Origin of the sequence: Exiguobacterium sp. s129, from assembly GCF_018617585.1 — a bacterium.
Taxonomy (GTDB): Bacteria; Bacillota; Bacilli; order Exiguobacteriales; family Exiguobacteriaceae; genus Exiguobacterium; species Exiguobacterium aestuarii_A.
On sequence record NZ_JACSKL010000008.1, the window covers coordinates 75,478 to 99,954 of the forward strand.

Below are 24,477 nucleotides of genomic sequence, written 5' to 3' on the forward strand. Positions count from 1 at the left end.
CCCCACACAAAAAAGTCAGCTCACGTATGAGCTGACTTTAGTTTACCAGAGTACCCAACCACGCGCTCCAGGAGGCGCACTCTCAATCAAGTGCCAGATTGGAACCGTGTATGCAAATGCAATCAAGACGAACGTTACCGTAATCCACAATTTCCAGTTTTCGAAATAGCGCGGTGTATCCATAGCCGCCTCTTCTGTCTCAGCGAGCGGGAATTCCTCTTCGCCTTTTGGAGCGAGGAATGACAAGTTGAACATCGAGTAGACGAAGATCAGAACCGAGATGAATAAAATCGTTCCTCCAATCGCCATCATGACGTGGTACGGAATCCATTCACGCGTCAATGCATCCGAGAAGTAAGTTGCTGGACCCGTACGACGTGGGTTACCATTCAATCCTGAAATGTGCATCGCATATGACATGATGGCCATACCGAACGCCCACGTCCCTGCTTGAATCAATCCAAGCTTGTTCATCGCTTTTGTCAACGTGCGACCACGAAGTACTGGTACGAGCCAGTATGCCGTTCCGAAGAACGTCAAGGCGACAGCCGTTCCGACTGTGATATGGAAGTGACCTGTGACCCAAAGCGTATTGTGAACCATCGCGTTCAATTGGTGAGACGCGTTGATGATCCCACCTGCACCGGCAGGAATGAAGAATAGCATCCCGATGAATGGTGCGAGGAAACGAACATCACCATACGGCATTTTCTTCACCCAACCGAACAATCCTTTCGCGCCGAGCGCACGTCCACGAAGTTCGAACGTCGCAAAGAGCGAGAATGCTGTCATGAACGATGGGATGACGACCAAGAACGTCAAGATAACTTGAACGAACTTCCAGAACGGTTCAATCCCCGGTTCTGTCAACTGATGATGGAAGCCGACCGGGAATGAGAAGAGCAAGAACAACAAGAACGCCATCCGTGCCAACGCATCCGAGAAGATCTTCCCACCGATGACTTTCGGCACGACTGTGTACCATACAATATATGCCGGCATGAGCCAAAAATAAACGAGCGGGTGACCGAAGTACCAGAACAATGTACGAGATAACTCAATTCCGACTGTATCTGTCCATCCTAACGAGAGAGGAAGGAGTTGGAACAGAATCGTTGCTGCGACACCGAGTGTCGCAATGTCCCATAGAAGCATCGTCATAATACTCATATAAGCCGGGAGCGGCGGATGAACGCCTGGGTTGTCGTGTTTGTAGTCCGCATACATACGGAACATCGCGAATGACGACAACCACGTTCCGACTACGAACAGGACGAGTCCGACATAGAAGAGCGGATCTGCCATGAGCGGTGCATAGAACGTATACAATACTGTCCCTTTGTTAGCCAAGATCATGACCGTTACCATGACGGCACCGATAATCATCGTCCAAAAACCGAGCCAAGCGACACGTGTCGGGAATGATTCAAAGCGACCGAACGACTTTGCCAATAACGCATATAAAAGACCGATGATGAACATCGTCGTGAAGACGATCCCGAGCATGATACCGTGAGCCGTTAGCAATTGATAGTATCCAAAGATTTCAGGAATGACACCCGTCCGAATCAACGTCTGTGTCAATCCGGCTAGCGCTCCAATCAAGATGGCGAGCACCGATACGAGAACGTGTCCGTAGGCAAGACGCGCCTCTTTCGCTCCGATACTTGGAACAGGAACCCCTCGCTCCATCTCCCATTGTTTCAGTTTAGATGATACGTCGTTCATTTACTCCACCACCTTGATTTTAGTCGACATCATGTGATGCCCTGTCCCACAATATTCGTTACAAAGAATCAAAAATTCGCCAGCTTCCTCGAACGTGTACGTCAATGAGTTAATATGTCCAGGGACGACCATCATGTTGACCGGAGTACCTGTCAACTGGAATCCGTGTACGACGTCAGGTGACGTCACAAGGAATGTTACTTTTGCGCCTTTTGGAATTTCAACATTCCCTGGTGTGAACGTAAACGCTTGTGCGATCATGACAAGTTCGTATTCATTCTCACCAATTTGATGAAGTCCTGGTTTGTCGAATGGAGCCGTCTGATTTACTTTTGCCGGGTCAATCAAATCCGCATCCGACGCTGGCTGGTTCCCTGCCGCGAATGCCGATACCCCGAGAACAGTCAAGAAGACCGCGAGTAGGATAATACCAAATGTAAGCCAATACTTTTCTAGTTTATGAATATGCACGATGAGACCCTCCTCCCTACATGTTTATCGTGTGACGAATAAGTAAAATACTGATGACCACATGGCGATGATGACACCTGCAACGATCATGACCGATGTAAACGTTCCTTTTAGGTTCGGTTCTTGCCCATCTTTATGTTCCACGTGTAAGACCCCTTTCGGTTGTTTTTCCACTTTCATTGTATGCAATCGCCTAGTGGATAATATGTGATATTTATCACTCTAAAAGTGACAATCACATCAATTTTGCGTAGTTTCAACACACAAAATTCACATTTCCATAAAAATAGGTCTCAAAAAAACCGCCTTCACATGAGGCGGTTCATAAACGACATATTCCTGCAGGACAACCTTCGCAGTGACAAAGCTCTTTTAAAAAATCAACATCATGGATGACGATCGATTTGGTTGTCGTACTGATGACTCCTTCTTTTCGCCATTGACTGATTAATCGATTCACCGTCTCACGCGGTGCCCCGATCAATTGTCCGAGTTCTCCATCAGACGGATGACGAGGAATGACGATCGTATCTTCCTCTTCCACGCCGGACATAGCTGCCATGCGAAGTAGGGTTGAAGCCAGCGCTCCTGGTTTTCCATACAATAATAAGTCCCGTACTTTCATTTCTGAATGCTTCCGCATCATGGACGTCCATCGTAAAATTTCTCCGGCAAAGCGGATATCTCGTTGCATGAGCGATTCCAATTCACGTTTTGAAATGGTTCCAATCGTACTCTCTTCAGTCGTCTCGATGCTATACGAACTAGGGAACGTTTCCACGATGTCAAACTCGCCAAAGAAATCATCCGCCCCATACATGAACATGACGAGTGGATTACCTTTTTTCGTGATTTTTGTGAATTTGACAGAACCACTCTTCAAGTAAAAGAACTTATCACACTTTTCACCTTCCCAACATACGATACTCGCTTTCGGATGATGTTGAATCGTCATCATTTCCAGTAGCAATTGTTTCGTTTCATCTGAGAATACAAAACTGTTCGGTTGGGTCGTTCCACATTGCATTGACATAGGTCGGTGCTCCCTCCACGTTTCATTCGTACGTTCCAATTATGACTTTATTATACAGGAGTGTGACAGGGAGTATCAGAAAAGTATGTGACATTTCAAACAATCTTTTTCAAAAAAAGAGACCCGGCATTCGTACCGAGTCTCTCTATAGCTTTATCGTTGAATCAATCGAATCAATTGTTCGGCCGGTTTGAAGTTCGGATACCGGACTGGTAAATCAAATTTTGTCGTGTTTTTCAAAATAGACTTCGCATGACTAAACGTCTCAAAGCTCGTACGTCCGTGATAGGCACCCATACCGCTCTCACCCACTCCACCAAACGGGAGATTCGGGTTCGTCAAATGCATGATGACATCGTTCACACATCCTCCTCCAAAGGAGAGGTGTTTCATGATCGTTCTTTCCACATCTTTCGATTCCGTAAAGAGATAGAGCGCGAGTGGATGCGGCCGGTCAGAGATGAACTCGATCACTTCATCTAGTTGACGATAAGGAATAATCGGTAAAATCGGACCAAAAATCTCGTCTTTCATCACATCAGCATCTTCTTCGAGATTCGTCATGACAGTCGGTGCAATTTTTAGCTCATCCCGGTTCGTTTCCCCGCCAAAAGCAAGTTCACCTTCCGTCAAATAGTGAGACAAACGGTCGAAATGCGATTCGTTGACGATACGTGTGTATCGTTTCGTACCGACACCGTTCCCGAACATCGCAAACGCCTCTTGTTTGATTGCCTCTAAAAATGCTTCTTGCTGCGATTCATGTACAAGCACATAGTCTGGCGCGACACACGTTTGCCCGGCGTTCATCCATTTCCCCCACGCGACACGTTTTGCTGCGATGGAGACATTCGCATCTCCGTGAACGATGACAGGTGATTTTCCTCCGAGTTCGAGTGTGACGGGTGTTAAATGTTCTGCTGCCGCCTTATTCACGATTCGACCGACTTGCGTCGAACCTGTAAAGAAAATGTAGTCCCATTTTTGATTCAAGAGCTCTTGGGCTGTGTCTTTATCCCCTTCGACACTTGCTATATATCGATCGGTGAAAGCACGTTCTAGCACTTGTGTCAGGACACGCGCGACGTTCGGTGTCAGTTCTGAAGGTTTGACGACCGCTGTGTTTCCCGCGGCAATGGCACCAATGAGTGGTGCGACCGCTAGTTGGAACGGATAATTCCACGGAGCGATGATCAATACCGTACCGTATGGCTCATATTGAATTTCACTCTTCATTCCAAGATGGATGGCAGTTCCACGCACACGCTTCGGACGCATCCATCGTTTTAATTCGCGTGTCGTCCGGGAAATCTCGTCATAAATGAATCCGATTTCTGTCGTATATGCGTCCATTTCCGACTTGTTCAAGTCCTCTTTAAGGGCTTCTAGCAAGTCCGCTTCATGATGCTTGATCGATTCCTTTAAAAACGTCAGCATACTTAAACGGAATGCCATTGATTTCGTCGCCTGTGTTTTAAAGAAACGACGTTGCTTCTGAACAAGCTCGTCAATCGTCAATTGTTCAATCGGTGCCAGCATGAACTTTCCTCCTTATGATTCATCACATTGATTTCATTTTATCATCGAGTGAAAAGCGAATCAAAAAAACGCTTTCATCGATGCAAGTTGCACTAACCGTTTAAATGTTTAAACATTTAACCATAGAGTAATACATTACTTTTATCGTGTCAAAATATCCGTCTTCCCTTTACCACACTGACAAGAAAGAGGAGGCTCGCCCCCCATAAAATCAAACCAGTTAGCGTGAACTGCTCGACGACTGAAAGTGGCAGAGCGCTTAAAAAAGAAGATCCCGCTACCGTACCGAGAGAGAAAAAGGCATAGAACGCCCCGTATGCTTTTCCTCGATTTTGAGGAGAAGTTGATTGAATCAACAATGTGTTGATGGCCGGGAAAAGAATCGCAAACCCGACACCATATAAGGCAAGTACCCCATAAAGGCTCGTTTGTACACCTGCTTGTCCAATTAACATCTGGCACGTCCCAATAATCGCCACCCCAAGTGCCGTCAATTTGGTCGGTGAAAATCGATCGAACAATCGGTTCGTCGGTAATAAAAAGAATAAGACGGCGACCACGCCGAACATACTGAGCAACGTCCCACTCAATCGTGAATCATAGCCAAGCTCCTGCACATGAACCGGTAACAAAAACGCAAGTGCCCCTTGGGAAAACATGAGGAAGAATGCCCCCCAATAGGCTCGAATCACTTTCAGGTCTGGTTTTATCGGTGCTGTATGGGTATCTTTCTTCGAATCCACCGTTTGATTCCGTCGCATCGTTACGATTGTCACGAACAGAATCACCCAGCCGAATAAAGAAACAAATAAAAAGACGGTCGGTGGTGATGTGATACTGGCGACAATTCCACTGAACGCAGGACCGATAATGGCCGCTAATCCGACGAAACTACCGGTGATGGCGACTTTCTTCCCTTGACGATTCATTGCTGTGATGTTCGCAGACAAGGTAAACGCAGCCGGGACGATCAGTCCAGCCATAAAGCCGTGGACACACCGGACAAGCAGTAATATGGATGGCGAGTCGACGAATTGGTAAGCGAGTAAACTTAAGCTCGTCAGAAACAAACCGAGAACCAATACGCGATATGGACCATTCTTGTCAGTCCATATACCGGACAGCACATTTCCAAACGTGTTCGTCAACGAATAAATTGCGATGGAAAAACCAGCGATAAATGAAGATGCCCCAACGGATAACGCAAATGTGCTCATGATTGGAAGTTGGGCGAACAGATCAAAAAAAGCAAAAAATACAATTGCATATAATATAAAACGTGATGGAGTTTTCATTAGACATTTCCTCTTTCTCGGTATCTTATCCTTAGTCTAGCTGGAGCTCCAACCGTTTCATAGGGATGAATGGGTTTGGACACAAAAAATCCCTACAGCCAAAGACTGTAGGGAAAACTGTTTAGTTCGTCACTTCAACCGCTGTATCGAGAGCGACACGAATCATTTCATCAAACGTCGTCTGACGCTCTTCTGAAGTCGTCTCTTCACCTGTCAACAAGTGGTCAGAGATTGTGAGGATTGTCAACGCGTTTACTTTATGTTTCGCCGCAAGCGTGTAAAGACCCGCTGCTTCCATCTCGATTGCGAGGCAACCGAAGTCCGCCCACTTCTTGAAGTGGTGGAAGTCATCTTGATAGAATTGGTCCGCTGTGAAGATTTGTCCTACTTTGACCGGGATTCCGGCTTTCTCTGCATTCATATACGCACGATGTAGGAGGTCGAACGTCGCTGTTGGTGCATAGTCCATTCCGTTGAAGCGTACACGGTTTTGCCCCATCTCACTTGATGCGCTCATCGCGATGACGACATCACGCACTTTGACATCTTCTTGAATTCCGCCGGCAGTTCCGACACGGATCAAGTTTTTTGCACCGTACGACATGATGAGTTCGTTCACGTAAATCGACATCGAAGGCACACCCATCCCTGTTCCTTGGACCGAGATGCGTTTTCCTTTGTACGTACCTGTGAAGCCGTACATCCCACGAACTTCATTATATAATTCGACGTCTTCTAAAAACGTCTCCGCGATATACTTGGCGCGAAGCGGATCCCCTGGAAGTAATACCGTTTCTGCAATTTGTCCTTCTTGAGCTCCAATGTGTACACTCATGTTTGAATTCCTCCTTTAAGCTTGTCGTTGAACCTTTTCCCGAAATTCGTTCGGAGTAACACCGACTTGTTTTTTAAAGACTTTCCGGAAATATTTATCGTCCGAAAAGCCGACTGCTTGGGCGACTTCATAGATACGCTGTCTACTCGTCTCTAACAGGCGCTTCGCTTCGTTCATCCGAATCGTCAATACGTATTCGGACAAGTTCACGCCATATTGTTGTTTAAAACGTCGCGAGATGTACTCTCGACTTAAGTAAAATCGTTCGCTCATCCCTTGCAAACTCAGTTCTTCCGAAAAATGCTGTTCAATGAACGTTCCAATCTGAGAAATCGGGTCTTCACTCGATCGATCCACCACGTCCCCTAACGCGCGTGCCAACGTATCATTCAATACATCCGGGTCGATCGGTTTTAACAAATAATCAAAGCTCCCATACTGGATGGCGCGTCGCATATACGAATATTCATCGTATCCTGTCAACACGACAAGCTTAGAAAATGAAGCATGGTCGTGTACCCACTCCATCAGCTCGATTCCATCACAATGGGGCATTTGAATATCGGATAAGATGAGCGCTGGACGTTCTTGTTCGATGAGCGCCTGTGCTTCACGCCCATCCGTTGCTTCAAGAACCGTCGTCACACCGAACCGTTCCCATTCACCGAGTAATTTCACCGCTTCCCTTACCGGAGATTCATCATCTACAATCAACACTTTCGTCATGACGCCACCCCCTCAGAAGAAGCCGGGAAACGCATCATAATTCGAAAACCGCCTGTTTCAGGTGTAGCCAACATAAATTCTGCCTCCCGATTATAGTTTAACATGAGTCGATCGCGAATGTTTCGTAATCCTGTGCCTTCCGTGTCATAAAATGTCGAATCACTTTGTTCAATCCGTGACATGACTCGTTCCCATTCCTCGGTCGTCAGCGAACGACCACTGTTCTCACAACGAATCACGAGTGACGTGCCGTCCATCCAGGCCGTCACATCAAATCGATTCGCTAAAGCAGAGCCGTCCCGCTCGAACCCATGCTTGAAAAAGTTCTCTGCCAACGGCTGCAAAATCATTTTGGGAACAATCAGTTCATGGAGGTCTTCAGGAACTGAAACGGTCACTTGAAACTGATTTGGAAATCGTACGTCTTGAAGACGAATGTATGAATTCAAATGCTCGATCTCTCGTTTCAGTGTCACCATCGACTCTTCTGGATGCATCGTATACCGCATCATAGAAGACAGTTGCGTGATCAATCGATAGACCGTCTTGCCATCTCCCTTCAATGCCAATGTTCCGATTGACTGTAACGTATTAAATAAGAAATGCGGATTGGTTTGCGCCTGAAGCGTACGAAGCTCATTCGTCCGATTCTCTAAGGCGAGCTTATACTCTCGTTGAATTAAATCATCGATCCGTTCAATCATTCGCTTGAACTGTCTTCCGAGTACGCCGAACTCATCATTTCCGAGGGAATCAAATGAGACGGTCATGTCCCCTTGCTCGATTCGCCAAATGTTTGAGGTCAACGTCTTGATTGGTGTCGTCAATTTCATCGAAGCATAGGTCGCTCCGATCAGTGCCAAAATGAGCGAGACCATCCCGACAAGCAAGATGATGAATGACGTTCGTGAAGCCGGTTCGGTCAAGAGTTCATCTGGAATCGATTTACCGACATAAAACTGCTGATGGTCAAACTCGAATGTTTTCGTGATCTGATGGTGTTTTCCATCGGTCGAGATGGATCTCGGCTGAAATGAAGACGGAATTTCTCCCTCACCGAGATGGGCAAACACACGGTTGTCTTCACCGACGAACCATAAACTCTCATCCGGACTATTTTGTAAAGAAGCCAGCTGCCCGATGAATAAATTTTCAGGGATATCGAGCGAAAGAATAGCAAGTGGTTCATCCGTTTCAATCTTGTCCAGCCTGAAATGAAGCGTCACGACGTCTTCTTGTGTCATGATCGGTCCAAAATCATGATAAGCAACAAGTGGATGGGATGCTTCCAATAAGATACGACTTTTCGGATTGTCCAATAGCTGTCGTTGGACGGCACTCGGCTCTTTTTTCGATCGTGGTGACACTTTCATTTTATAAACCGCAAACGAATCCATATCTTCGAGCATTAACAGCTGAATTTGCGCCACATCTTCTCGGGACAGATACATCGCGAGGAGCGCGCGCCGCACTTCAATCTCCGTTTCTCGTAACGAAAGCCCCGGTCCATACTCCAAAATGTCTAATACGTCACGATCAGCGTATAAGCTCGTTGGCAATCGACTCAAATCAGAGATATAGCGTTCCATCTGACGTGTCCCCCGTTCGAGCGACCATTCGGTCATCTCAAGACCACGTTCACGCTCCCGATCTTGCACGTACCAAAATGAAACAATCGTCGCTAAAATGACCGGTACAATAATGGTCAACGCAATCATCCCCGTTAACTTTGTCCGTATGCTATTCACCGATATCCCTCCTACCCAAACAGTATATCACGCGCTATGCAAACGTTTGCAAAAAACCACAAAAAAATTTCCTCGTCTCTTTTGAAACGAGGAAATTTCTTTTATTCATATGCTTCCATTAATTCAATGAGTTCAGAACTATGTCCCCAATCACGTGCCGTATCAATCGGTGTCATCCCGCTATCATTTTGGAGCGTGACGTCAGCTCCGTTGTCTAGCAAGAGTTGAACTGTTTCTTCATCAACCTCATCATTGTAGAACAAGTTGTGAAGTGGCGTTTCGCCATACTCGTCTTGAATATTCACGTCAGCACCATTTTGTAATTCTGCTTCGATTTCTTCATAGCTCGCATTATTGTACGTCAATTCTTGGATTGGTTCTTCCCATTCCAACGCCCAATCATCTGCAAGGTCCTCGCTCATCGCCGCAGATACAATCTCCGTCAAATCGTCGCTCATAACAAGAAACGAGATGAGGACTCCGTTCCCGATGACCGTCAACAATATCATCGAAATGATAGAAGCTTTCACATATCCAGCCGTCTTGAAGACCGGAATGTTTTCTTCACCTGCAGCTGTTGCAATCGATGCGATTCGCTTCGGTAACGTTGGATGCGTCGACAACAACTCACTATACTTCGCGATAAAACCGTTCTCTCGACTTGCTTCGTACAAATAGTCGAACTCATTCACTTCTTTCGCGAGCGGTCCCCCGATTGCAAGAACCGTTAACGCACGCTTCGCCGCCCCGAAGTCTTGAATGTAATGAGCAGCCATCCGGTCACACGTATACTCACAAGCACGTGAATAGGCAGAACCTAAGAAAGGAATGATACTACCGAGCAAGACGACCCACTGCTTTTGGACATGGTTACGACGAATGTGTGCTAGCTCGTGTGCGATGACAAACTCCACTTCTTTCGTCTGTCCCGTCCGTGTTAATTCCACAACATCCGAATACAGAATGACCATGTTCTTCTGGAAGAAACGTGTGGCAAAAGCGTTTAATACACCACCCGCTTGTAAAATATACACATCTGGCAACAAGCGGATGCCCATATCTACCCCGACGCGTTGAACCATCTCATGAAGTTCTGTAAACTGACGAGCCGTCACTTTGACACCGTTCGTCCGAATGTACCCGATTTGAATCCAGTGAGTAAAGAGCGAGAGCGATACGATTGTACCGATGATCCATAAAAAGAGACCGAATGAGGCTACTGTCAGCACGATCCCGAGGATTAACATGAGCACGCTTGCTGCAACTAATAGTGAGAAGTATAGTTTTTCTCGTTTATGTACCAAGTTTGAATGATTCATCTATTTTCTCCTTCTTTTTCCAAAATACATGTTTAATTATACCGTTACTTCCAGAAGAAACAACGAAAAAAATAGAAACTGACAAAGTCGTCAGTTTCTAGCGAATCGTTACTTGATAAAGTTGATCGTCTTGAGGCTGTGGGTTGCCTCGTCCGTCCGTATTGTTCGAAATAAAATACAAGGTGTTATCTTCTAACCATACATCACGAATCCGACCTACATCTTCGACAATCGTCGTCACTTGTTTCGTTTCTCGGTAGATGGCAACAAGCCGCTCGTTCCGAAGCGTCGCCATATAGACGTACTGTTCATCTGTCGCGATACCAGAAGGTGCCCAAGACGTCTCGCCTACTTCAAACCACGGTGTGACAAGGCCTTCTTGTTCCTGATTCGCCTCGATGATCGGCCATCCATAATTGTTTCCTTCTTCTATCACGTTGACCTCGTCATGTCCGCTCGCCCCGTGTTCACTCGCATAAAGAACATCATCAATTTGACTCAATCCTTGAGGATTGCGGTGACCGAGCGAATAAATCCAGTCGGTCGGTTTACCTTCACCCGATAATGGGATTCGTAGAATCTTTCCAGCTAATGATGAATCGTCTTGTGCGAGTTCAGGCACGAGCGCATCTCCCGTCGTCACCCAAAGATGCTCACCGTCCAGCAATAGGCGACCTCCGTTATGGAAACGTGCACCTGGAATCTCGTCAAGCAAGACATTCGTCTCCTCAAAGCGTTCTCCATCCCATGTCAACTCGACCACACGATTTTGAACGTTTCTTCCTGACGATCCATACGTATGATACGCGTAAAGAATTCCGCTCGATTCAAAATCTTCACTTAACGCGAGACCGAGAAGCCCTCCTTCACCAATCTCGAATACACTTTCCTTAAAGTTCACGTCTTGTCGGGTTGCGCGACCCGAACCGTCAATCACGGTGATCGTGCCACCGCGTTCGGATACGAGCCATCCTTCCTCTGTTCGAGCGAGTGACCACGGAATGGACAAGTTCTCGGCAATGGCGGTCACTTCTCCAATCTCAAGATTCGACTCTTCCGTCGTACTCGTTTCACTGTCAGTCTCTGACTCACTACGCGTCTCTTCTGAAGTAGGTGGTTCTGTTTCTTCGTTCGTTTGTTCTGGCGTACATCCCATAAGAAACAACAATGTCACAATCCCGATTTGACGTTTCATGTCGGTTCGCCTCCCTTTCTTTCATCATACCCTTGTTTCACGAGCGCTGTGAAGGTTCCGGTGGGCGAGCCGGCAAGCGGGACGCGATGACGAACGCGATGATTGCGGCGACCATCGCTCCGATAAAGATGCTGTTCAATCCGATCGCAATGATTTGTTCTCCTTGAAGTCGAACCGAAGCGTTCAACGTCTCCGTGACACTCTGATTGAAGAAGTCTTCTAATGAAACTTGAGATAACGCGCTGCTCTCTTTAAAGTCGTTAAGAACAACAAAGTTAAAGACTGCTCCGAACACCGCTACACCGAGCGTTTGACCAACCGTACTCAAGAATGAATTTGTCGCCGTTGCCGTTCCACGCTGTTGATAGGAGACGACAGTTTGCAGGACGACGATAAACATCGGTTGAGACAACCCGAATCCGACACCGATCAGTGCCACTGCCCCGTATACCCATAAATCTGAACTAGATTGTGATAATAATGTTAAGGTTAGCGTCCCGATGATGAGCAATCCCATCCCAATCAAAGCGCGTCGTCTCGGAGAAGCCACTCCGAGTGTACGCCCACCGATAATCGATGTGAACGTCCACGCGACCGATAATGGCATCAACATAAATCCAGCCTCTGTCGCTGATTTCCCTAACACAGCTTGTGCCCAAATCGGGATATATGCAGACATGGAGACGAGCACCCACGCCGCAAAAAAGACCGAACCGTTAATCGCAGCAATCGTCGGTTGCTTGAGTAGTTCAAACGGCAACAACGGAGATTTTGCTTTTCGTTCAGATACGAAGAAGCCAACCAATAAGATGATACTGAACACCCCGCTGGCAACGATGGTCTTCGTCCATTCATTCGTTTCACTGAATGTGATCAGGGCGTATAGGAATGCTGTCGTCCCACCTGCGAACAAAAGCGCGCCTTTCAAGTCAATCCGCTCAGTCGTCTCAGCGACTTTCTCTTTATAGAAGATGATAATCATGATAAACGAAAGTAACGCAAATGGTACGTTCAATAAAAAAACGTAGCGCCAAGATAACGTTTCGACTAAAAAGCCTCCGATGACCGGACCGAGTACACCCGACACGCCCCATACGGCACTTAAAATCCCTTGAATCTTTCCGCGTTCCTCATATTTGTATAGATCGCCGATAATCGTCATCGAAATCGGAAGGACCGCACCGGCCCCTAGACCCTGTAGCGCCCGAAAGACGATCAGCTGTTCCATCGACGTGGCTAACCCACATAAGAGTGAGGATAGCGTGAACAACCCGATGCCAAACAAGAGGACACGCTTCCGCCCGAATAAATCCGCCACTTTCCCATATATCGGTGTCGATACTGCTGTAAATAGTAAGAAGGCAGCAAATACCCAACTGACGAGCGTCGCCCCGTTCAACTCACTGGCGATGACAGGCGTCGCAACTGATACGACCGTCCCTTCAATCGCCGCTAAAAAGGTTGCCAATAAGAGGGCAACCGTCACATTTTTTCTCATCCGTTCCATCTCCCCAAAAAAATAGTGGCGTCGGAAGGTTCCGAGCACCACTTCAACTGTCTATTATTTTGTGCGAGCCACGTCCATTTTACAAGTGTCATCTTCTGATCCGAAAAAGAATTCTCTTAGACGTTCATACGCGGCTTGTTCTTCATGGACATGCACCTTCCCACAAATAGAACCCGCTCTCATCATCCAGACTTCATCTGACAACATAGCGGCAACATCTAGTTGATGAGTTGAAAATACGATGGTCGTCCCTCGCTCCGCCTCTTCACGTAGTAAATCTTGAAGCATTCGCATCCAGATCGGATCTAGACCGTTCGTCGGTTCATCTAATAACAGGATAGCCGCCTCATTGACGAGCGCTTGTGCCAAGAGGAGACGTTGGCGCATCCCTTTAGATAATTCGGCGATTTTCTTGCGCTTATGTTCATATAACCCGACTCGTTTGAGAACTTCAGGAGTCGGACGTGCGCCTTGCAAGATGGCGTAGTAGGTGAACGTCTCTTCAACCGTCCATGTCCCATCAAACGAGAAATCGTCCGGCATATAGCCAAAGTTCTCATTGTATTTCGTTCGCTGCTTTGTCGTGTAGCCATTCAACTGAACGACCCCGATACTTGGTTCGATTGTCCCGTTCATCAGATTTAAAAGCGTCGACTTCCCCGCCCCGTTGCTCCCGCATAAAGCAATGATTCGCCCTGAGGTAATCTCTTCACGAATCGGATGGAGCGACCACGTATCGCCATATTTTTTTCCTACGTCTATGCAGTGGATCATGATGTTTTCCTCCAAGCCACTTTCGAAGCAAGCCACAACAAGAAACTACTCATCGTCATCAAGGTAGCCCAGACGATGACAGATCCAATCGGGTGATTCATCCAATTTAACCAGTTGAGATACACCTCTCCAAAAACGTCTGGAGACGATACCGTCGTACTTGCCCAAATACGCATCAAATCAAATCCATTCACGAACAGTGCAGCAATCATCCCGTTCACCTGCATACCGTAAGGAAGCCAGGAAATAATCGTCACGAGAATCGTCGACCATAATAGCACGAGAACGACCCACGTTAAAAAGGCGAGTAACATCGCCCGGATTCTCGTACGACCGAATAGTCCGATTAACGTACCGAGTGCCGTCGCATATATCGTTAATCCAGTCGCGTAAGCAAATAGGATGAACCACGTTGTAAACGATTGACCGACGACGAGTGACGCGATGAAGAATGCCAATAATAGAACGAGCACTTGTGTGACCAAAAATGAACTAAAGCGGATGAAAATGAATTTCCATTTTGGATAGGTAAATGTCGAAAGTAAACTTAGTCGTTTCGATTCTTGCTCTTGTCCCCAATGGATTGCCGTGGTCAGTAAGATGAAAAGCGGAAGCAATAGACCGAGCACCGTGATCAGCGTTGCGCTTATGTTCGTATAGTCGGCAGCAATCGGTAGTGCTTGTCCAAGTCCTCCGAGTAGAACGAGCGTGAGAATCCACGTCAGGAGAAAGACATAGTTCTCTCGCTTTCGAAGGCTGCGTGCCCATTCCATCCTCCATAGAGACATCGGTTACTGCCCTTCTTCTTCCGTATCCATCTCCATGTCCATCTCGCTATCTTGATTCATTCCGTCCATCGAACCTTCGCCATCCATCATCATGTTCATCTCGCCACGTTCCCATGTATGATCTTTCAATTGATCGAAGTCCATCATCTCGCCGCCGTTCTCTTCCATATACGCTTCCGCGTCCGCCTCTTTTGCGAACGATAGAATATTGTAAGCCATCGGTGTTTTCGACTCTTTGTCGTAAACAAACATCGCTTCGTCTAATTCGACCCAATCTTTCGTATTGAAATCTTTCACATACATGGCTGCAATATCGTCTTCTTTTTGTTCTGGATACCAATCACGCATCAAGCATCCAATATCATCGAACGCATATCCTTTTTCATTCTCCATGATTGCTTCCGCTGCGAACTGCTCATCCATGATTTTCATCTTACACACTTCGCATTCCGTTTCGCCCCATTTGATTTCAAACGGTTCTGCCGATGCACTTGAACATGCACCAAGTGCCAACGATAATCCTGCTACTGATAATAGTCCTGCTACTTGTTTATACGATTTCATGTCGTTTCCTCCCAAATCTCCAAATGATAATGAGCAATAAAATACTTCCTACATTCCAGACCGAACCGTTCCATTTCCACATCGGAGAATAAGTTTGTGGTGAAACATCTGTCAACGATACGTCTTCCGGGCTCCTTAGTATACTTTTTAGTAAAAGAAGACCGGGTGACCCATACAATAATTCGAATGCCTCATATGAATCTGTCAATAAGAATAAATATGGGTCTGTGCGAAATGGAACCTCACTATAGCCGTCGCCATTCAGGTCAAGGGTCATGTCACCCCACACATTTCCTTGCACGATGTTTTCAGATGACTCGACCATCGTTACGGGTTCTCGATTCCCCAATAGATTATTTTGGAGAATCATCATCCCTCTTGCTTGCTTCAATTGAAAGCCAATGTCATTTCCATTAATTGCATTCTGTTCGAGTGTCGTCCCAGTCGACTGCTCCGCATATAAACCGATATGATTCCCATAAATACTCGTCTTCTCAATTGTTGTATCGATGGCTTCATATAACATCAGTCCCGTCGCCGTTCCACCGACTTGATCATGCACATTTCCATTTTGGAAAGCGACTTGATTCGTCCCCATAATCATCGCACCCGTCAAATTATGATGTAGTTCAGGTACAGAAATCATAACGTCAGTCGGAAACATCAAGTGAATGCCATAGCGTGAATGCGAGACGACTGGTCGCACAATCGTGTGCTGAGATCCGTTTTCTATGTATATCCCGTCTCGCACCTCTTTCGCGACGACTCCTCTGAGCTCTGACGCTTCGCTATTGAGAAGTACAATCCCATCTGCCTGTCCGTTTCCTTGAATTGATGTTCGAATGACACGTACGCCGTAACTATTCTCAATCAATAGTCCAGTGCCCGAGGATTCGATAGACACATCGATTAGTTGGTGTCCGAGACCCGACATTTGAACGGCGGGTACACGATCACCCTCGCACTGTTGAACCGACACACGTTCAAGAAGAGCACCCGTCCCTCGAAGAATGAACGCCGGGTGTCCACAGCTTGCATATGTTTTTCCGGTCCCATCAAATATTTCGTTTGATTCGATGACGATTGGTTCAGTTAATGGAGTCAGCGTTCCTTCCGCATTCACATGCGGCATCCAACACATAAATAAAATCCCCACTAGTAATCGTTTCATGCCCCCTCCTTCTCTCAACCGCTTACATCACTTATTTTACTGAAACCCCCATAGGTATGTGTGTGGTTTATATGGGATTCTTGTGACAGTTTTTTCATAAAAAAAACACAGACGGTGAAGGGGTCGTTTCACCGTCTGTGCGTCGCTTATTTCACTTTGTCTTGCCATACTTTCGTGAAGTCTTGAAGCATCTCTTCACCTGTTTTTTGTCCACCGACATATGCCTGCATGAGTGCACCGTATTCATTCACCGCACCATCCGGATACTTGAACCAGTTCCATGAGATGGTCTTTCCTTCATTCGAATATGCAAGGATGTCATCTGCGAGCGGTCCGAGGTCGTTCGCTTCAATCGACTTGAACGCCGGGATGAACTTGAACTTGTTGACCATATAGTCTTTTCCAGTATCAGATGTCGCCATCCATTCTAAGAAATCTTTTGCTTCTTCTTTATACTTCGAATTCTTGTTGACGACCCAGTTGTTAGGGACACCAACCGGTAGGCGGTCCATTTTCTCGGCATCGTCGTTGATTGGAATTGGAACGAAGCCCATTTCCATATCCGGATTCACATCGAGAATCATCTGTTGTGCCCAGTTTCCTTGTTGGAGCATCGCTGTCTCACCTTGGGCGAACTGAGTGACTTGTGTATTATAGTCTGTCGTCAATGAATTCTTATTTCCGTATTTGATTGTCAAATCAAACAGCTTCAAAAACTCTTGGAACTGTTCGTTGTCTTCAAACTTCGCTTTATTTTCATTTAGTGCTTGAATGAACGCATCCGGATCATCTTGCTGCGCCATCGGAATATTTAAGAGATGAATGCCTAAAATCCAAAACTCTGCATAACCGACAGAGAATGGTGTGATGCCTGCCTTCTCAAGTTTTTCAGCAGCATCTGTCAGTTCAGAGAGCGTTTTCGGCAACTCTTTGATACCCGCTTTTTCAAATAGTTCTTTATTATAGATGAATCCGTATCCTTCAAGGTTCATCGGCATTCCGTAAAGTTTACCATCCATCGTCATCGGTTCTTTGGCGACTTCCGTCAAATCTCCGACCCACTTCTCGCTCGACAAGTCTTCGAGTTTGTCTTTCCACGTCTGCGCTTCTGTGAAGCCACCGTTATTAAAGATGTCCGGTTCATTGCCCGAAGCGAATTGAGACTTGAGGGCCGCACCATAGTCCGCACCGCCACCGACCGTTTGAACGGTCACTTTGACGCCAGTCTCTTCTTCATACTCTTTTGCCATCGCTTCAAGATCTTTGGCGATCTCCGCTTTGAACTGGAAGACATTTAACGTAACGTCTTTTTTGTCACCGCTATCCGCACTTCCTTCAGAAGACCCTTCGTCTGTAAGAGATCCTCCTCCACAAGCCGCTAATGAAAGTACCATTCCAGCCGTCATGACCGCAGTCGACAATTTCCACTTCTGTTTCATTTCATTTCCTCCCTTAACCTGATCCATTCTTTACAAAATCAACTTTAAATGAAAACGCTTCCATAATGTAGGTGTCAAATTTGACGAATAGGGTGGAAAATGTTGCACAGAAAAACAGGACTCACATTTTAGAGTCCTGTTCCGTGTTTCTTCTTATTATATTACAACAAGCTGATGCCAGCTGCTTCACACGACTGAATCACTTCTTGTGGCCAAACCGACGTTTGTACTTCCCCGATATGGCGCGCACGCAAGAGATACATCGCCACACGTGATTGACCGATTCCTCCGCCAATCGTCAGTGGAAGCTTGCCTTCGAGGACACCTTGGTGGAATGGATATGCCCGTTTCTCGTCCGCATCCGCTTTCTTTAGCTGTGCGTCAAGAGCCGTTTCATCTACCCGGATCCCCATCGATGATAACTCAAATGCCGATTCGAGTTCTGGATGCCAGACGAGGATGTCACCGTTGAGTGACCAATCGTCATAATCAGCCGCACGTCCATCGTGTTTCATGCCAGATGCGAGAAGGTCACCAATTTGCGAGATAAAGACGGCGCCATGTTCTTTACAGATGGCACTCTCACGTTCTTTCGGTGTCATCGTCGGATATGCGTCCTCTAACTCTTGACTCGTGATGAAATGGATGGCTTCCGGAAGAATCGCTTCAATGCCATACGTTGTTTCCACTTCCGATTCTGTTTCACGGAGTGCCGCATAAATCGACTCGACCGTTGCTTTTAAATATTCCATCGTCCGTTCTTCTCGAGCGATGACCCGCTCCCAGTCCCACTGATCGACGAAGAGAGAGTGTGTCGCATCGAGTTCTTCATCACGGCGAATGGCGCGCATTTGCGTGTATAACCCTTCTCCGACTCCGAATCCATATCGTCCGAGTGCCTCACGTTTCCATTTCGCAAGCGATTGAACGATTTCAAGTTCATGTCCCGGATACATCGTATCGAACTGAATGATGCGCTCCACGCCGTTCAGATGGTCGTTGACACCACTTGCTGACTCTACGAATAGTGGTGCCTGCACTTGCGTGAGTCCGAGTTCACGTGAGACCTTCTCCTCGAAGAGTGCCTTCACTGTCGCGATTGTCTGCTGTCTTTCCTTCATCGTGCTTGTTGCTGTTGTCATTTTCCGTTTCCTCCAATTGTGGAATATTTGAAAATGAAGCCATGAAAAAAAGCCCTCCATTCCCATTGAACATGGGACGGAAGACTTCGGTTCCGCGGTGCCACCCAAATTAGTAGACGAATCTACTCACTTTTTCGAGACAATCATCTCGTAACTCCGATAACGGGGAGCGGTCCGGCTACGTCTACTGGCAAAGCGTTCGGGTAGCGACTCCAGGAAGTTTTTCGACGAAGGGTTAAGACCGGGCTCACACCACCCCCGGATCGCTTGACTCACTACCTTCGTGTACTCGTCCTTTCGACGTCGTTCACAATTGAATTGAGTTCATTATTATAAATATTCAGACTAATGTCAACGACTTTTTTCAAAAAAATTAATCCTCCGTGTAGCGAACGGAGGATTCCCTTGGGAGGGTTATTTAATCGAGCCACTTGTAATCCCTTTGATGATATGTTTTTGCATACCGAAGAAAAAGACTAAAAGTGGAACGATTCCTAACACTAAACCAGCTAACGCCAAATCCCATTGCTTCGTGTACTGCCCAAAGAAATAGAACGTTGCGAGCGGGATGGTCCGCAACTCCACATCACGGAGAACAAGTGATGGCAATAAGAAGTCGTTCCAAATCCATAGGCTATTCAAGATGACGATCGTCACCGTGATTGGCTTGAGTAACGGGAAGACGATGCGCCAAAAGACGCCCCATGTTGAACAACCATCGATGATTGCGGCTTCTTCAATCTCTTCGGGAATCGATTTCATGAATCCGTGGTATAGGAACACGGAGATTCCAGAACCAAATCCGAGATACATGACCATCAGTCCCCAATGACTGTTGAGTAGCCCGAGAATGCTTGAGACTTTCACAAGCGGAATCATGATCGATTGGAACGGAATGACCATCGCTGCCACGAATAAGAAGAAAATCATCGTAGAAATCCAATGCTTCGTCCGAACAAGTTTCCACGCTGCCATCGATGTGAAGATGACGATGATTGCATTCGCCCCGACTGTAATGAACAGCGAGTTTAAAAACACACGTCCATAATTCATCGCTTCCCATGCTTCCGTATAGTTTGACGTCAACCACTCATTCGGCAACGCCGATGTGTTCGTAAAGATTTCAGCCATCGATTTAAACGAATTGGCAACAACGTAATAGAACGGGACCAAATAGAGAAGTCCAAGCAAGATGGCGACGAGCTCAATGATTCCAAGGTTCCAAGAATATGTTCCCGGGCGAAGTGGACGTTGCGGAACGCGCTTCGGTGTTTTCTCTATGTTTCTCTCGACATGTTCCAATTTCTCAGTCGTCATGCTTCTACCTCCCGTTTCTTCGTCACGTACACTTGTGTCACCGTAATCGCAGCCACGACCAAGAAGAAGATGACCGCTTTCGCTGACCCAAGACCATAGTTATTATTCACAAAAGACTCCGTATAAATATTTAAAGCTAACATCTCTGTTGATTTGAACGGTCCGCCGTTTGTGAGTGATAAGTTCGTATCAAACACTTTGAACGACCAAGAAATCGTCAAGAATAAACAGATGGTGATGGACGGCATAATCATCGGCAACGTGATGTGACGAAGCATTTTGAAACGGTTGGCTCCGTCAATCCGAGCCGCCTCCATCAAATCCGTCGGTACATTTTGTAGCGCCGCGATGTAGATGACCATGACATAACCGCCTCCTTGCCAGATGGCGACAATGACGATTCCCCAGAATGCTGTTTGCGCATCCCCGAGCCACGGTAATTCAAATAAACTCCAACCCGTCAACGCTCCGATTGAGGCAAACCCTTTAACATAAATGAACTGCCAAATGAATCCGAGAATCAATCCACCAATCAAGTTTGGCATGAAGAAGATCGTACGCAAGAAATTTCGTGTTTTAATATTCATCGTCAACAGCAATGCCAACGAGAATCCAACGATGTTCGTCAGTAAGACAGAGATAATCGTATATTTTGTCGTTATCCAAAATGAAGCGCGGAACTGCTCATCTTCAAAGAATAGTCGCTGATAATTATCAAATCCGACAAAATTCAATTCTCCGGTCACACCGTTCCAATCCGTAAAACTATAGTAGATCCCATTGAAGAACGGAATGAGCACGATCGCGACGAACGCTAGAAAAGCAGGTCCGACAAATGCTACAAAACTCGCTGGTTTCTTCCAATTTCGTCTTCGTTTCATCCGTTTCGAAGTTTCAGTCATGTGTATCGCCTCCACTATCAATGTATCGTGAAGAATCTTTTATGAAAACGGATACATTTGACGGAAAGGGTGGAAAATATTGAACGGAATGAATGAATTTCACGATCTGATGAGTTATGATAAAATCAATGATATTACGAACGGGTTGGACATGAATTCATTCGTTTCGTGCTTAAAAACACCAAAACCGAATATTAAATAATATATAAAAACATATCGTTCGAAAAACGGAGGTACTTTTTTATGACAACAACGAAACCATTATCTGACCTAACCATCGCACAACAAGCTAAAACATTGCCCATCAAAGAGATTGCAGCAAAAATCGGATTACAAGAAGACGATCTTGATTTTTACGGAAAATACAAAGCCAAACTCTCTTATGATGTCCTCGAGCGTGTGAAGACAAAAAAAGATGGAAAACTTGTACTCGTTACAGCCATCAATCCAACGCCAGCTGGAGAAGGAAAATCGACGGTTACGGTCGGACTCGGCCAAGCCTTGAACCAATTGAATAAACAGGCAATCGTCTGCCTTCGCGAACCTTCACTCGGACCGACGATGGGCTTAAAAGGTGGAGCGGCTGGCGGTGGTTTCAGTCAAGTTCTCCCGATGGAAGACATCAACCTCCACTTCACAGGGGACATGCACGCCATCACGTCAGCTCATAATACGATCAGCGCCATGATCGACAATCACCTTCATCAAGGAAACGACCTCGGCATCGATGTTCGTCGAATTGTTTGGAAACGCGTGCTCGATTTGAACGACCGCGCCCTTCGTCACGTCACTGTCGGTCTCGGTGGTCCCGCTCATGGCGTACCACGTGAAGAAGGATTCGATATTACTGTCGCCTCTGAAATTATGGCCATTCTCTGTCTCGCAGATTCTTTAAAAGACCTCGAAGATCGGATTAAGCGAATCGTCGTTGCTTATGATCATCAACAAGAACCAATCACCGCTGAACATATCGGAGCAGCTGGTGCGGCAACATTGCTGTTGAAAGAAGCGTTCAAACCAAATTTAGTTCAGACGATTGAACAAACCCCTGCCCTCGTCCATGGTGGACCGTTTGCGAATATCGCCCACGGCTGTAACTCGCTCATTGCGACAAAAACAGCATTAAAACTAGGCGAATATGTAGTGACAGAAGCAGGATTTGGAGCCGACCTCGGAGCAGAAAAGTTCTGCCATATCAAGTCTCGTGTTGGAGAATTAAATCCAGATGCGGTTGTGCTCGTTGCGACGGTTCGTGCTTTGAAAATGCATGGCGGTGTGGCGAAAGACCAACTCCATATCGAGAATGTCGGTGCGGTCGGTAAAGGGATGAAACTGCTTGCGAAACATATCGACACGATGAAAAAACTCGGTCTCCCGACTGTCGTTGCCTTAAATCGTTTCAATTCAGATACCGAAGAAGAGATCGCAGCGGTACTTGACTGGTGCACAGCACATGAGATTCGTGCTTCACTGAGCGAAGTATGGGCAAACGGCGGACTCGGTGGGCAACAACTCGCTGAAGCTGTCATTGATGCGGTTGAGTCAAACGAAAGTAAACTATCACCACTTTACGAATTGACCGATTCGATTGAACAAAAGATTAAAACGATTGCCCGGGAAGTATATGGAGCGGCCGATGTCACGTTCACAGCAAAAGCTAAAAAACAAATGCTTGAGATTGAACAGAAAGGTTGGGCAGACCTGCCGATTTGTATGGCGAAGACACCGTTCTCTCTATCGGACGACCCTTCCAAATTCGGTTATCAACAAGGATTCACCATTACGGTACGCGAATTAAAACCATCAGTAGGAGCAGGTTTCCTCGTTGCTCTCACAGGTAACGTTTTAACGATGCCGGGCTTACCGAAACATCCGGCTGCCCTCAATATGGGCATTGATGAATCTGGAAAAGCAATCGGACTTTTCTAATAGGAGGATGACACATGGTTCTTTCGGAGTTGACGTATCCAGACGGATATCAGACAGAAGTAATGGAAATTCGAGCAGAGCAGTCTATTGGAAAAATATTCATCTTTCATGGAATGCTTGAACACCATGAAAGATATATTGAGTTCGCTCATTTTCTAACAGAAAATGGATACGATGTGTTCATATGCGACTTACGAGGGGCGGGTTCAAGCGCCCACGAACAACAGACTTATGGACACCTCTCTCCGGGCGAGGGCTTTCCGCAACTTGTCGAGGATGCTCAATATCTGATTAACCGTTATGAAGATGAGCGCCCTACTTATGTGTTAGGTCACAGTTTCGGTTCTCTGCTCGTTCGTCGACTTGGTCAAATCATGGGGCATGCTTTGGCTGGAGTGATTGTCGTCGCGCCTCCCCCACATCCTGGGGTCGCAGGTGAAGTCGGGCATCGTTTAATCGCTTCCGTCATGAAACGTAAAGGTGCCACGCATCAATCACGTTTCTTTGAACGCCTTTTGTTCGGGCGCTACAACCTTAAGTTTTTGCCTGCTCGAACGGATAGTGACTGGCTATCAAGCGTCCCCGAGGAAGTTGATTCGTATATCGATGATTCGAATTGTGGGGGGCTTCCCTCACTCGGATTTTTACATGAAGTGACCCGTGCCTCACTTGATGTCACGACCGTCGCACGCATTCATGAGCATCCGAAGTCTCTTCCGATGTTGCTCGTCGCCGGGATGGACGACCCTGTGATCCATGACGGGGAGGGATTGAACGGAATCATCGAAAAATATCGCAATGCGGACGTCGAACTGTCCGTTGCGACATATGACGATGCCCGACATGAAATTTTGCGTGAAGCGGACCGGGAACAAGTATGGTCAGACATACTCATGTGGATGAAACAAAACAAAACCCATTAAATGGTTTAAGCTCCTTTTTGAAGGAGCTTTTTTATTTTCCATTTTTCATACATTTCACTTCAAGGATTCACCTCTTTTTTGAAAGATAACCTTCTTATCAAAATTTAAGTACGTTATACTTAGACCGCATAG

At 46.4% G+C, this 24,477-nt stretch carries 22 protein-coding genes and 1 other annotated feature; of the genes, 2 read left to right on the plus strand and 20 right to left on the minus strand.

The window, feature by feature from the left end; translation table 11 throughout:
* Positions 1-42 precede the first annotated feature (42 nt).
* The 20 genes from KNO92_RS10395 to KNO92_RS10490 form a co-directional block, all read right to left on the minus strand.
* On the minus strand, positions 43-1,728 hold the full coding sequence (locus KNO92_RS10395; protein ID WP_214761184.1) for a b(o/a)3-type cytochrome-c oxidase subunit 1: 1,686 nt from the start codon (positions 1,726-1,728) through the stop codon (positions 43-45).
* Positions 1,729-2,199, minus strand: coding sequence for a cytochrome c oxidase subunit II (locus KNO92_RS10400; RefSeq protein WP_074033048.1), 471 nt, complete (start codon positions 2,197-2,199; stop codon positions 1,729-1,731). It lies immediately after the preceding gene.
* 24 nt (positions 2,200-2,223) lie between these two features.
* On the minus strand, positions 2,224-2,343 hold the full coding sequence (locus KNO92_RS10405; RefSeq protein ID WP_224863290.1) for a cytochrome c oxidase subunit 2A: 120 nt from the start codon (positions 2,341-2,343) through the stop codon (positions 2,224-2,226).
* A 178-nt stretch (positions 2,344-2,521) separates the two neighbouring features.
* Positions 2,522-3,232, minus strand: coding sequence for a Crp/Fnr family transcriptional regulator (locus KNO92_RS10410; protein ID WP_214696427.1), 711 nt, complete (start codon positions 3,230-3,232; stop codon positions 2,522-2,524).
* Positions 3,233-3,385: 153 nt separating this feature from the next.
* Positions 3,386-4,771 (minus strand): aldehyde dehydrogenase, encoded by a 1,386-nt coding sequence (locus tag KNO92_RS10415; protein ID WP_214696428.1) that lies wholly within the window; start codon positions 4,769-4,771, stop codon positions 3,386-3,388.
* A gap of 149 nt (positions 4,772-4,920) precedes the next feature.
* Positions 4,921-6,066 carry an MFS transporter gene (locus KNO92_RS10420; RefSeq protein WP_214761186.1) on the minus strand — a complete coding sequence of 382 codons (1,146 nt, stop codon included), beginning with the start codon at positions 6,064-6,066 and terminating at the stop codon, positions 4,921-4,923.
* 121 nt (positions 6,067-6,187) lie between these two features.
* On the minus strand, positions 6,188-6,901 hold the full coding sequence (gene deoD / locus KNO92_RS10425; RefSeq protein ID WP_074033044.1) for a purine-nucleoside phosphorylase: 714 nt from the start codon (positions 6,899-6,901) through the stop codon (positions 6,188-6,190).
* A gap of 15 nt (positions 6,902-6,916) precedes the next feature.
* Positions 6,917-7,627: a response regulator gene (locus KNO92_RS10430; RefSeq protein ID WP_214696432.1), complete on the minus strand. Its 711-nt coding sequence runs from the start codon at positions 7,625-7,627 to the stop codon at positions 6,917-6,919.
* Entirely contained in the window at positions 7,624-9,375 is a 1,752-nt protein-coding gene (locus KNO92_RS10435) for a sensor histidine kinase (protein ID WP_214696434.1), read from the minus strand. The genes KNO92_RS10430 and KNO92_RS10435 overlap by 4 nt, the downstream gene beginning before the upstream one ends.
* Before the next feature lie 101 nt (positions 9,376-9,476).
* Positions 9,477-10,694 carry a M48 family metallopeptidase gene (locus KNO92_RS10440; RefSeq protein ID WP_214761188.1) on the minus strand — a complete coding sequence of 406 codons (1,218 nt, stop codon included), beginning with the start codon at positions 10,692-10,694 and terminating at the stop codon, positions 9,477-9,479.
* Between the two features lie 97 nt (positions 10,695-10,791).
* The gene (locus KNO92_RS10445; RefSeq protein ID WP_214761190.1) at positions 10,792-11,889 is read right to left on the minus strand and encodes a PQQ-dependent sugar dehydrogenase; all 1,098 of its coding nucleotides are present in this window, start codon (positions 11,887-11,889) and stop codon (positions 10,792-10,794) included.
* A 37-nt stretch (positions 11,890-11,926) separates the two neighbouring features.
* Positions 11,927-13,387, minus strand: a complete 1,461-nt coding sequence (locus KNO92_RS10450; RefSeq protein WP_214696440.1) for an MDR family MFS transporter — start codon at positions 13,385-13,387, stop codon at positions 11,927-11,929.
* Between the two features lie 63 nt (positions 13,388-13,450).
* On the minus strand, positions 13,451-14,170 hold the full coding sequence (locus KNO92_RS10455; RefSeq protein WP_214696442.1) for an ABC transporter ATP-binding protein: 720 nt from the start codon (positions 14,168-14,170) through the stop codon (positions 13,451-13,453).
* Positions 14,167-14,958 carry a hypothetical protein gene (locus tag KNO92_RS10460; protein ID WP_214696444.1) on the minus strand — a complete coding sequence of 264 codons (792 nt, stop codon included), beginning with the start codon at positions 14,956-14,958 and terminating at the stop codon, positions 14,167-14,169. Before KNO92_RS10460 ends, KNO92_RS10455 begins: the two co-directional genes overlap by 4 nt.
* Positions 14,959-14,961: 3 nt before the next feature.
* Positions 14,962-15,522, minus strand: coding sequence for a nitrous oxide reductase accessory protein NosL (locus KNO92_RS10465; RefSeq protein ID WP_214696446.1), 561 nt, complete (start codon positions 15,520-15,522; stop codon positions 14,962-14,964).
* Positions 15,509-16,693, minus strand: coding sequence for a NosD domain-containing protein (locus tag KNO92_RS10470; protein WP_214696448.1), 1,185 nt, complete (start codon positions 16,691-16,693; stop codon positions 15,509-15,511). The genes KNO92_RS10465 and KNO92_RS10470 overlap by 14 nt, the downstream gene beginning before the upstream one ends.
* Positions 16,694-16,839: 146 nt before the next feature.
* A complete protein-coding gene (locus KNO92_RS10475) occupies positions 16,840-18,132 on the minus strand; it encodes an ABC transporter substrate-binding protein (protein WP_214761193.1) in 1,293 nt (430 codons plus the stop codon).
* Positions 18,133-18,293: 161 nt separating this feature from the next.
* On the minus strand, positions 18,294-19,274 hold the full coding sequence (gene asnA, locus KNO92_RS10480) for an aspartate--ammonia ligase (RefSeq protein WP_214696452.1): 981 nt from the start codon (positions 19,272-19,274) through the stop codon (positions 18,294-18,296).
* Between the two features lie 69 nt (positions 19,275-19,343).
* Positions 19,344-19,584, minus strand: a binding site (T-box leader).
* Positions 19,585-19,688: 104 nt separating this feature from the next.
* Positions 19,689-20,591 carry a carbohydrate ABC transporter permease gene (locus tag KNO92_RS10485; RefSeq protein ID WP_083600080.1) on the minus strand — a complete coding sequence of 301 codons (903 nt, stop codon included), beginning with the start codon at positions 20,589-20,591 and terminating at the stop codon, positions 19,689-19,691.
* On the minus strand, positions 20,588-21,493 hold the full coding sequence (locus KNO92_RS10490) for a carbohydrate ABC transporter permease (protein WP_427373576.1): 906 nt from the start codon (positions 21,491-21,493) through the stop codon (positions 20,588-20,590). The genes KNO92_RS10485 and KNO92_RS10490 overlap by 4 nt, the downstream gene beginning before the upstream one ends.
* Positions 21,494-21,736: 243 nt before the next feature.
* Between KNO92_RS10490 and KNO92_RS10495 the strand changes: the two genes are divergently transcribed.
* Both KNO92_RS10495 and KNO92_RS10500 read left to right on the plus strand, forming a co-directional pair.
* Positions 21,737-23,422: a formate--tetrahydrofolate ligase gene (locus tag KNO92_RS10495; protein WP_214696454.1), complete on the plus strand. Its 1,686-nt coding sequence runs from the start codon at positions 21,737-21,739 to the stop codon at positions 23,420-23,422.
* 14 nt (positions 23,423-23,436) lie between these two features.
* Positions 23,437-24,345 carry an alpha/beta fold hydrolase gene (locus tag KNO92_RS10500; RefSeq protein ID WP_214696456.1) on the plus strand — a complete coding sequence of 303 codons (909 nt, stop codon included), beginning with the start codon at positions 23,437-23,439 and terminating at the stop codon, positions 24,343-24,345.
* The last annotated feature ends 132 nt before the right edge of the window (positions 24,346-24,477 follow it).

What these genes read in the sequence shown, in the direction of transcription:
- KNO92_RS10395 (WP_214761184.1), bottom strand. Translation starts at nt 1,728, where the DNA reads ATGAACGACGTATCATCTAAACTGAAACAATGGGAGATGGAGCGAGGG.
- KNO92_RS10410 (WP_214696427.1), bottom strand. Translation starts at nt 3,232, where the DNA reads ATGTCAATGCAATGTGGAACGACCCAACCGAACAGTTTTGTATTCTCA.
- KNO92_RS10415 (WP_214696428.1), bottom strand. Translation starts at nt 4,771, where the DNA reads ATGCTGGCACCGATTGAACAATTGACGATTGACGAGCTTGTTCAGAAG.
- KNO92_RS10420 (WP_214761186.1), bottom strand. Translation starts at nt 6,066, where the DNA reads ATGAAAACTCCATCACGTTTTATATTATATGCAATTGTATTTTTTGCT.
- deoD (WP_074033044.1), bottom strand. Translation starts at nt 6,901, where the DNA reads ATGAGTGTACACATTGGAGCTCAAGAAGGACAAATTGCAGAAACGGTA.
- KNO92_RS10430 (WP_214696432.1), bottom strand. Translation starts at nt 7,627, where the DNA reads ATGACGAAAGTGTTGATTGTAGATGATGAATCTCCGGTAAGGGAAGCG.
- KNO92_RS10440 (WP_214761188.1), bottom strand. Translation starts at nt 10,694, where the DNA reads ATGAATCATTCAAACTTGGTACATAAACGAGAAAAACTATACTTCTCA.
- KNO92_RS10445 (WP_214761190.1), bottom strand. Translation starts at nt 11,889, where the DNA reads ATGAAACGTCAAATCGGGATTGTGACATTGTTGTTTCTTATGGGATGT.
- KNO92_RS10450 (WP_214696440.1), bottom strand. Translation starts at nt 13,387, where the DNA reads ATGAGAAAAAATGTGACGGTTGCCCTCTTATTGGCAACCTTTTTAGCG.
- KNO92_RS10455 (WP_214696442.1), bottom strand. Translation starts at nt 14,170, where the DNA reads ATGATCCACTGCATAGACGTAGGAAAAAAATATGGCGATACGTGGTCG.
- KNO92_RS10460 (WP_214696444.1), bottom strand. Translation starts at nt 14,958, where the DNA reads ATGTCTCTATGGAGGATGGAATGGGCACGCAGCCTTCGAAAGCGAGAG.
- KNO92_RS10465 (WP_214696446.1), bottom strand. Translation starts at nt 15,522, where the DNA reads ATGAAATCGTATAAACAAGTAGCAGGACTATTATCAGTAGCAGGATTA.
- KNO92_RS10470 (WP_214696448.1), bottom strand. Translation starts at nt 16,693, where the DNA reads ATGAAACGATTACTAGTGGGGATTTTATTTATGTGTTGGATGCCGCAT.
- KNO92_RS10475 (WP_214761193.1), bottom strand. Translation starts at nt 18,132, where the DNA reads ATGAAACAGAAGTGGAAATTGTCGACTGCGGTCATGACGGCTGGAATG.
- asnA (WP_214696452.1), bottom strand. Translation starts at nt 19,274, where the DNA reads ATGACAACAGCAACAAGCACGATGAAGGAAAGACAGCAGACAATCGCG.
- KNO92_RS10485 (WP_083600080.1), bottom strand. Translation starts at nt 20,591, where the DNA reads ATGACGACTGAGAAATTGGAACATGTCGAGAGAAACATAGAGAAAACA.
- KNO92_RS10490 (WP_427373576.1), bottom strand. Translation starts at nt 21,493, where the DNA reads ATGACTGAAACTTCGAAACGGATGAAACGAAGACGAAATTGGAAGAAA.
- KNO92_RS10495 (WP_214696454.1), top strand. Translation starts at nt 21,737, where the DNA reads ATGACAACAACGAAACCATTATCTGACCTAACCATCGCACAACAAGCT.
- KNO92_RS10500 (WP_214696456.1), top strand. Translation starts at nt 23,437, where the DNA reads ATGGTTCTTTCGGAGTTGACGTATCCAGACGGATATCAGACAGAAGTA.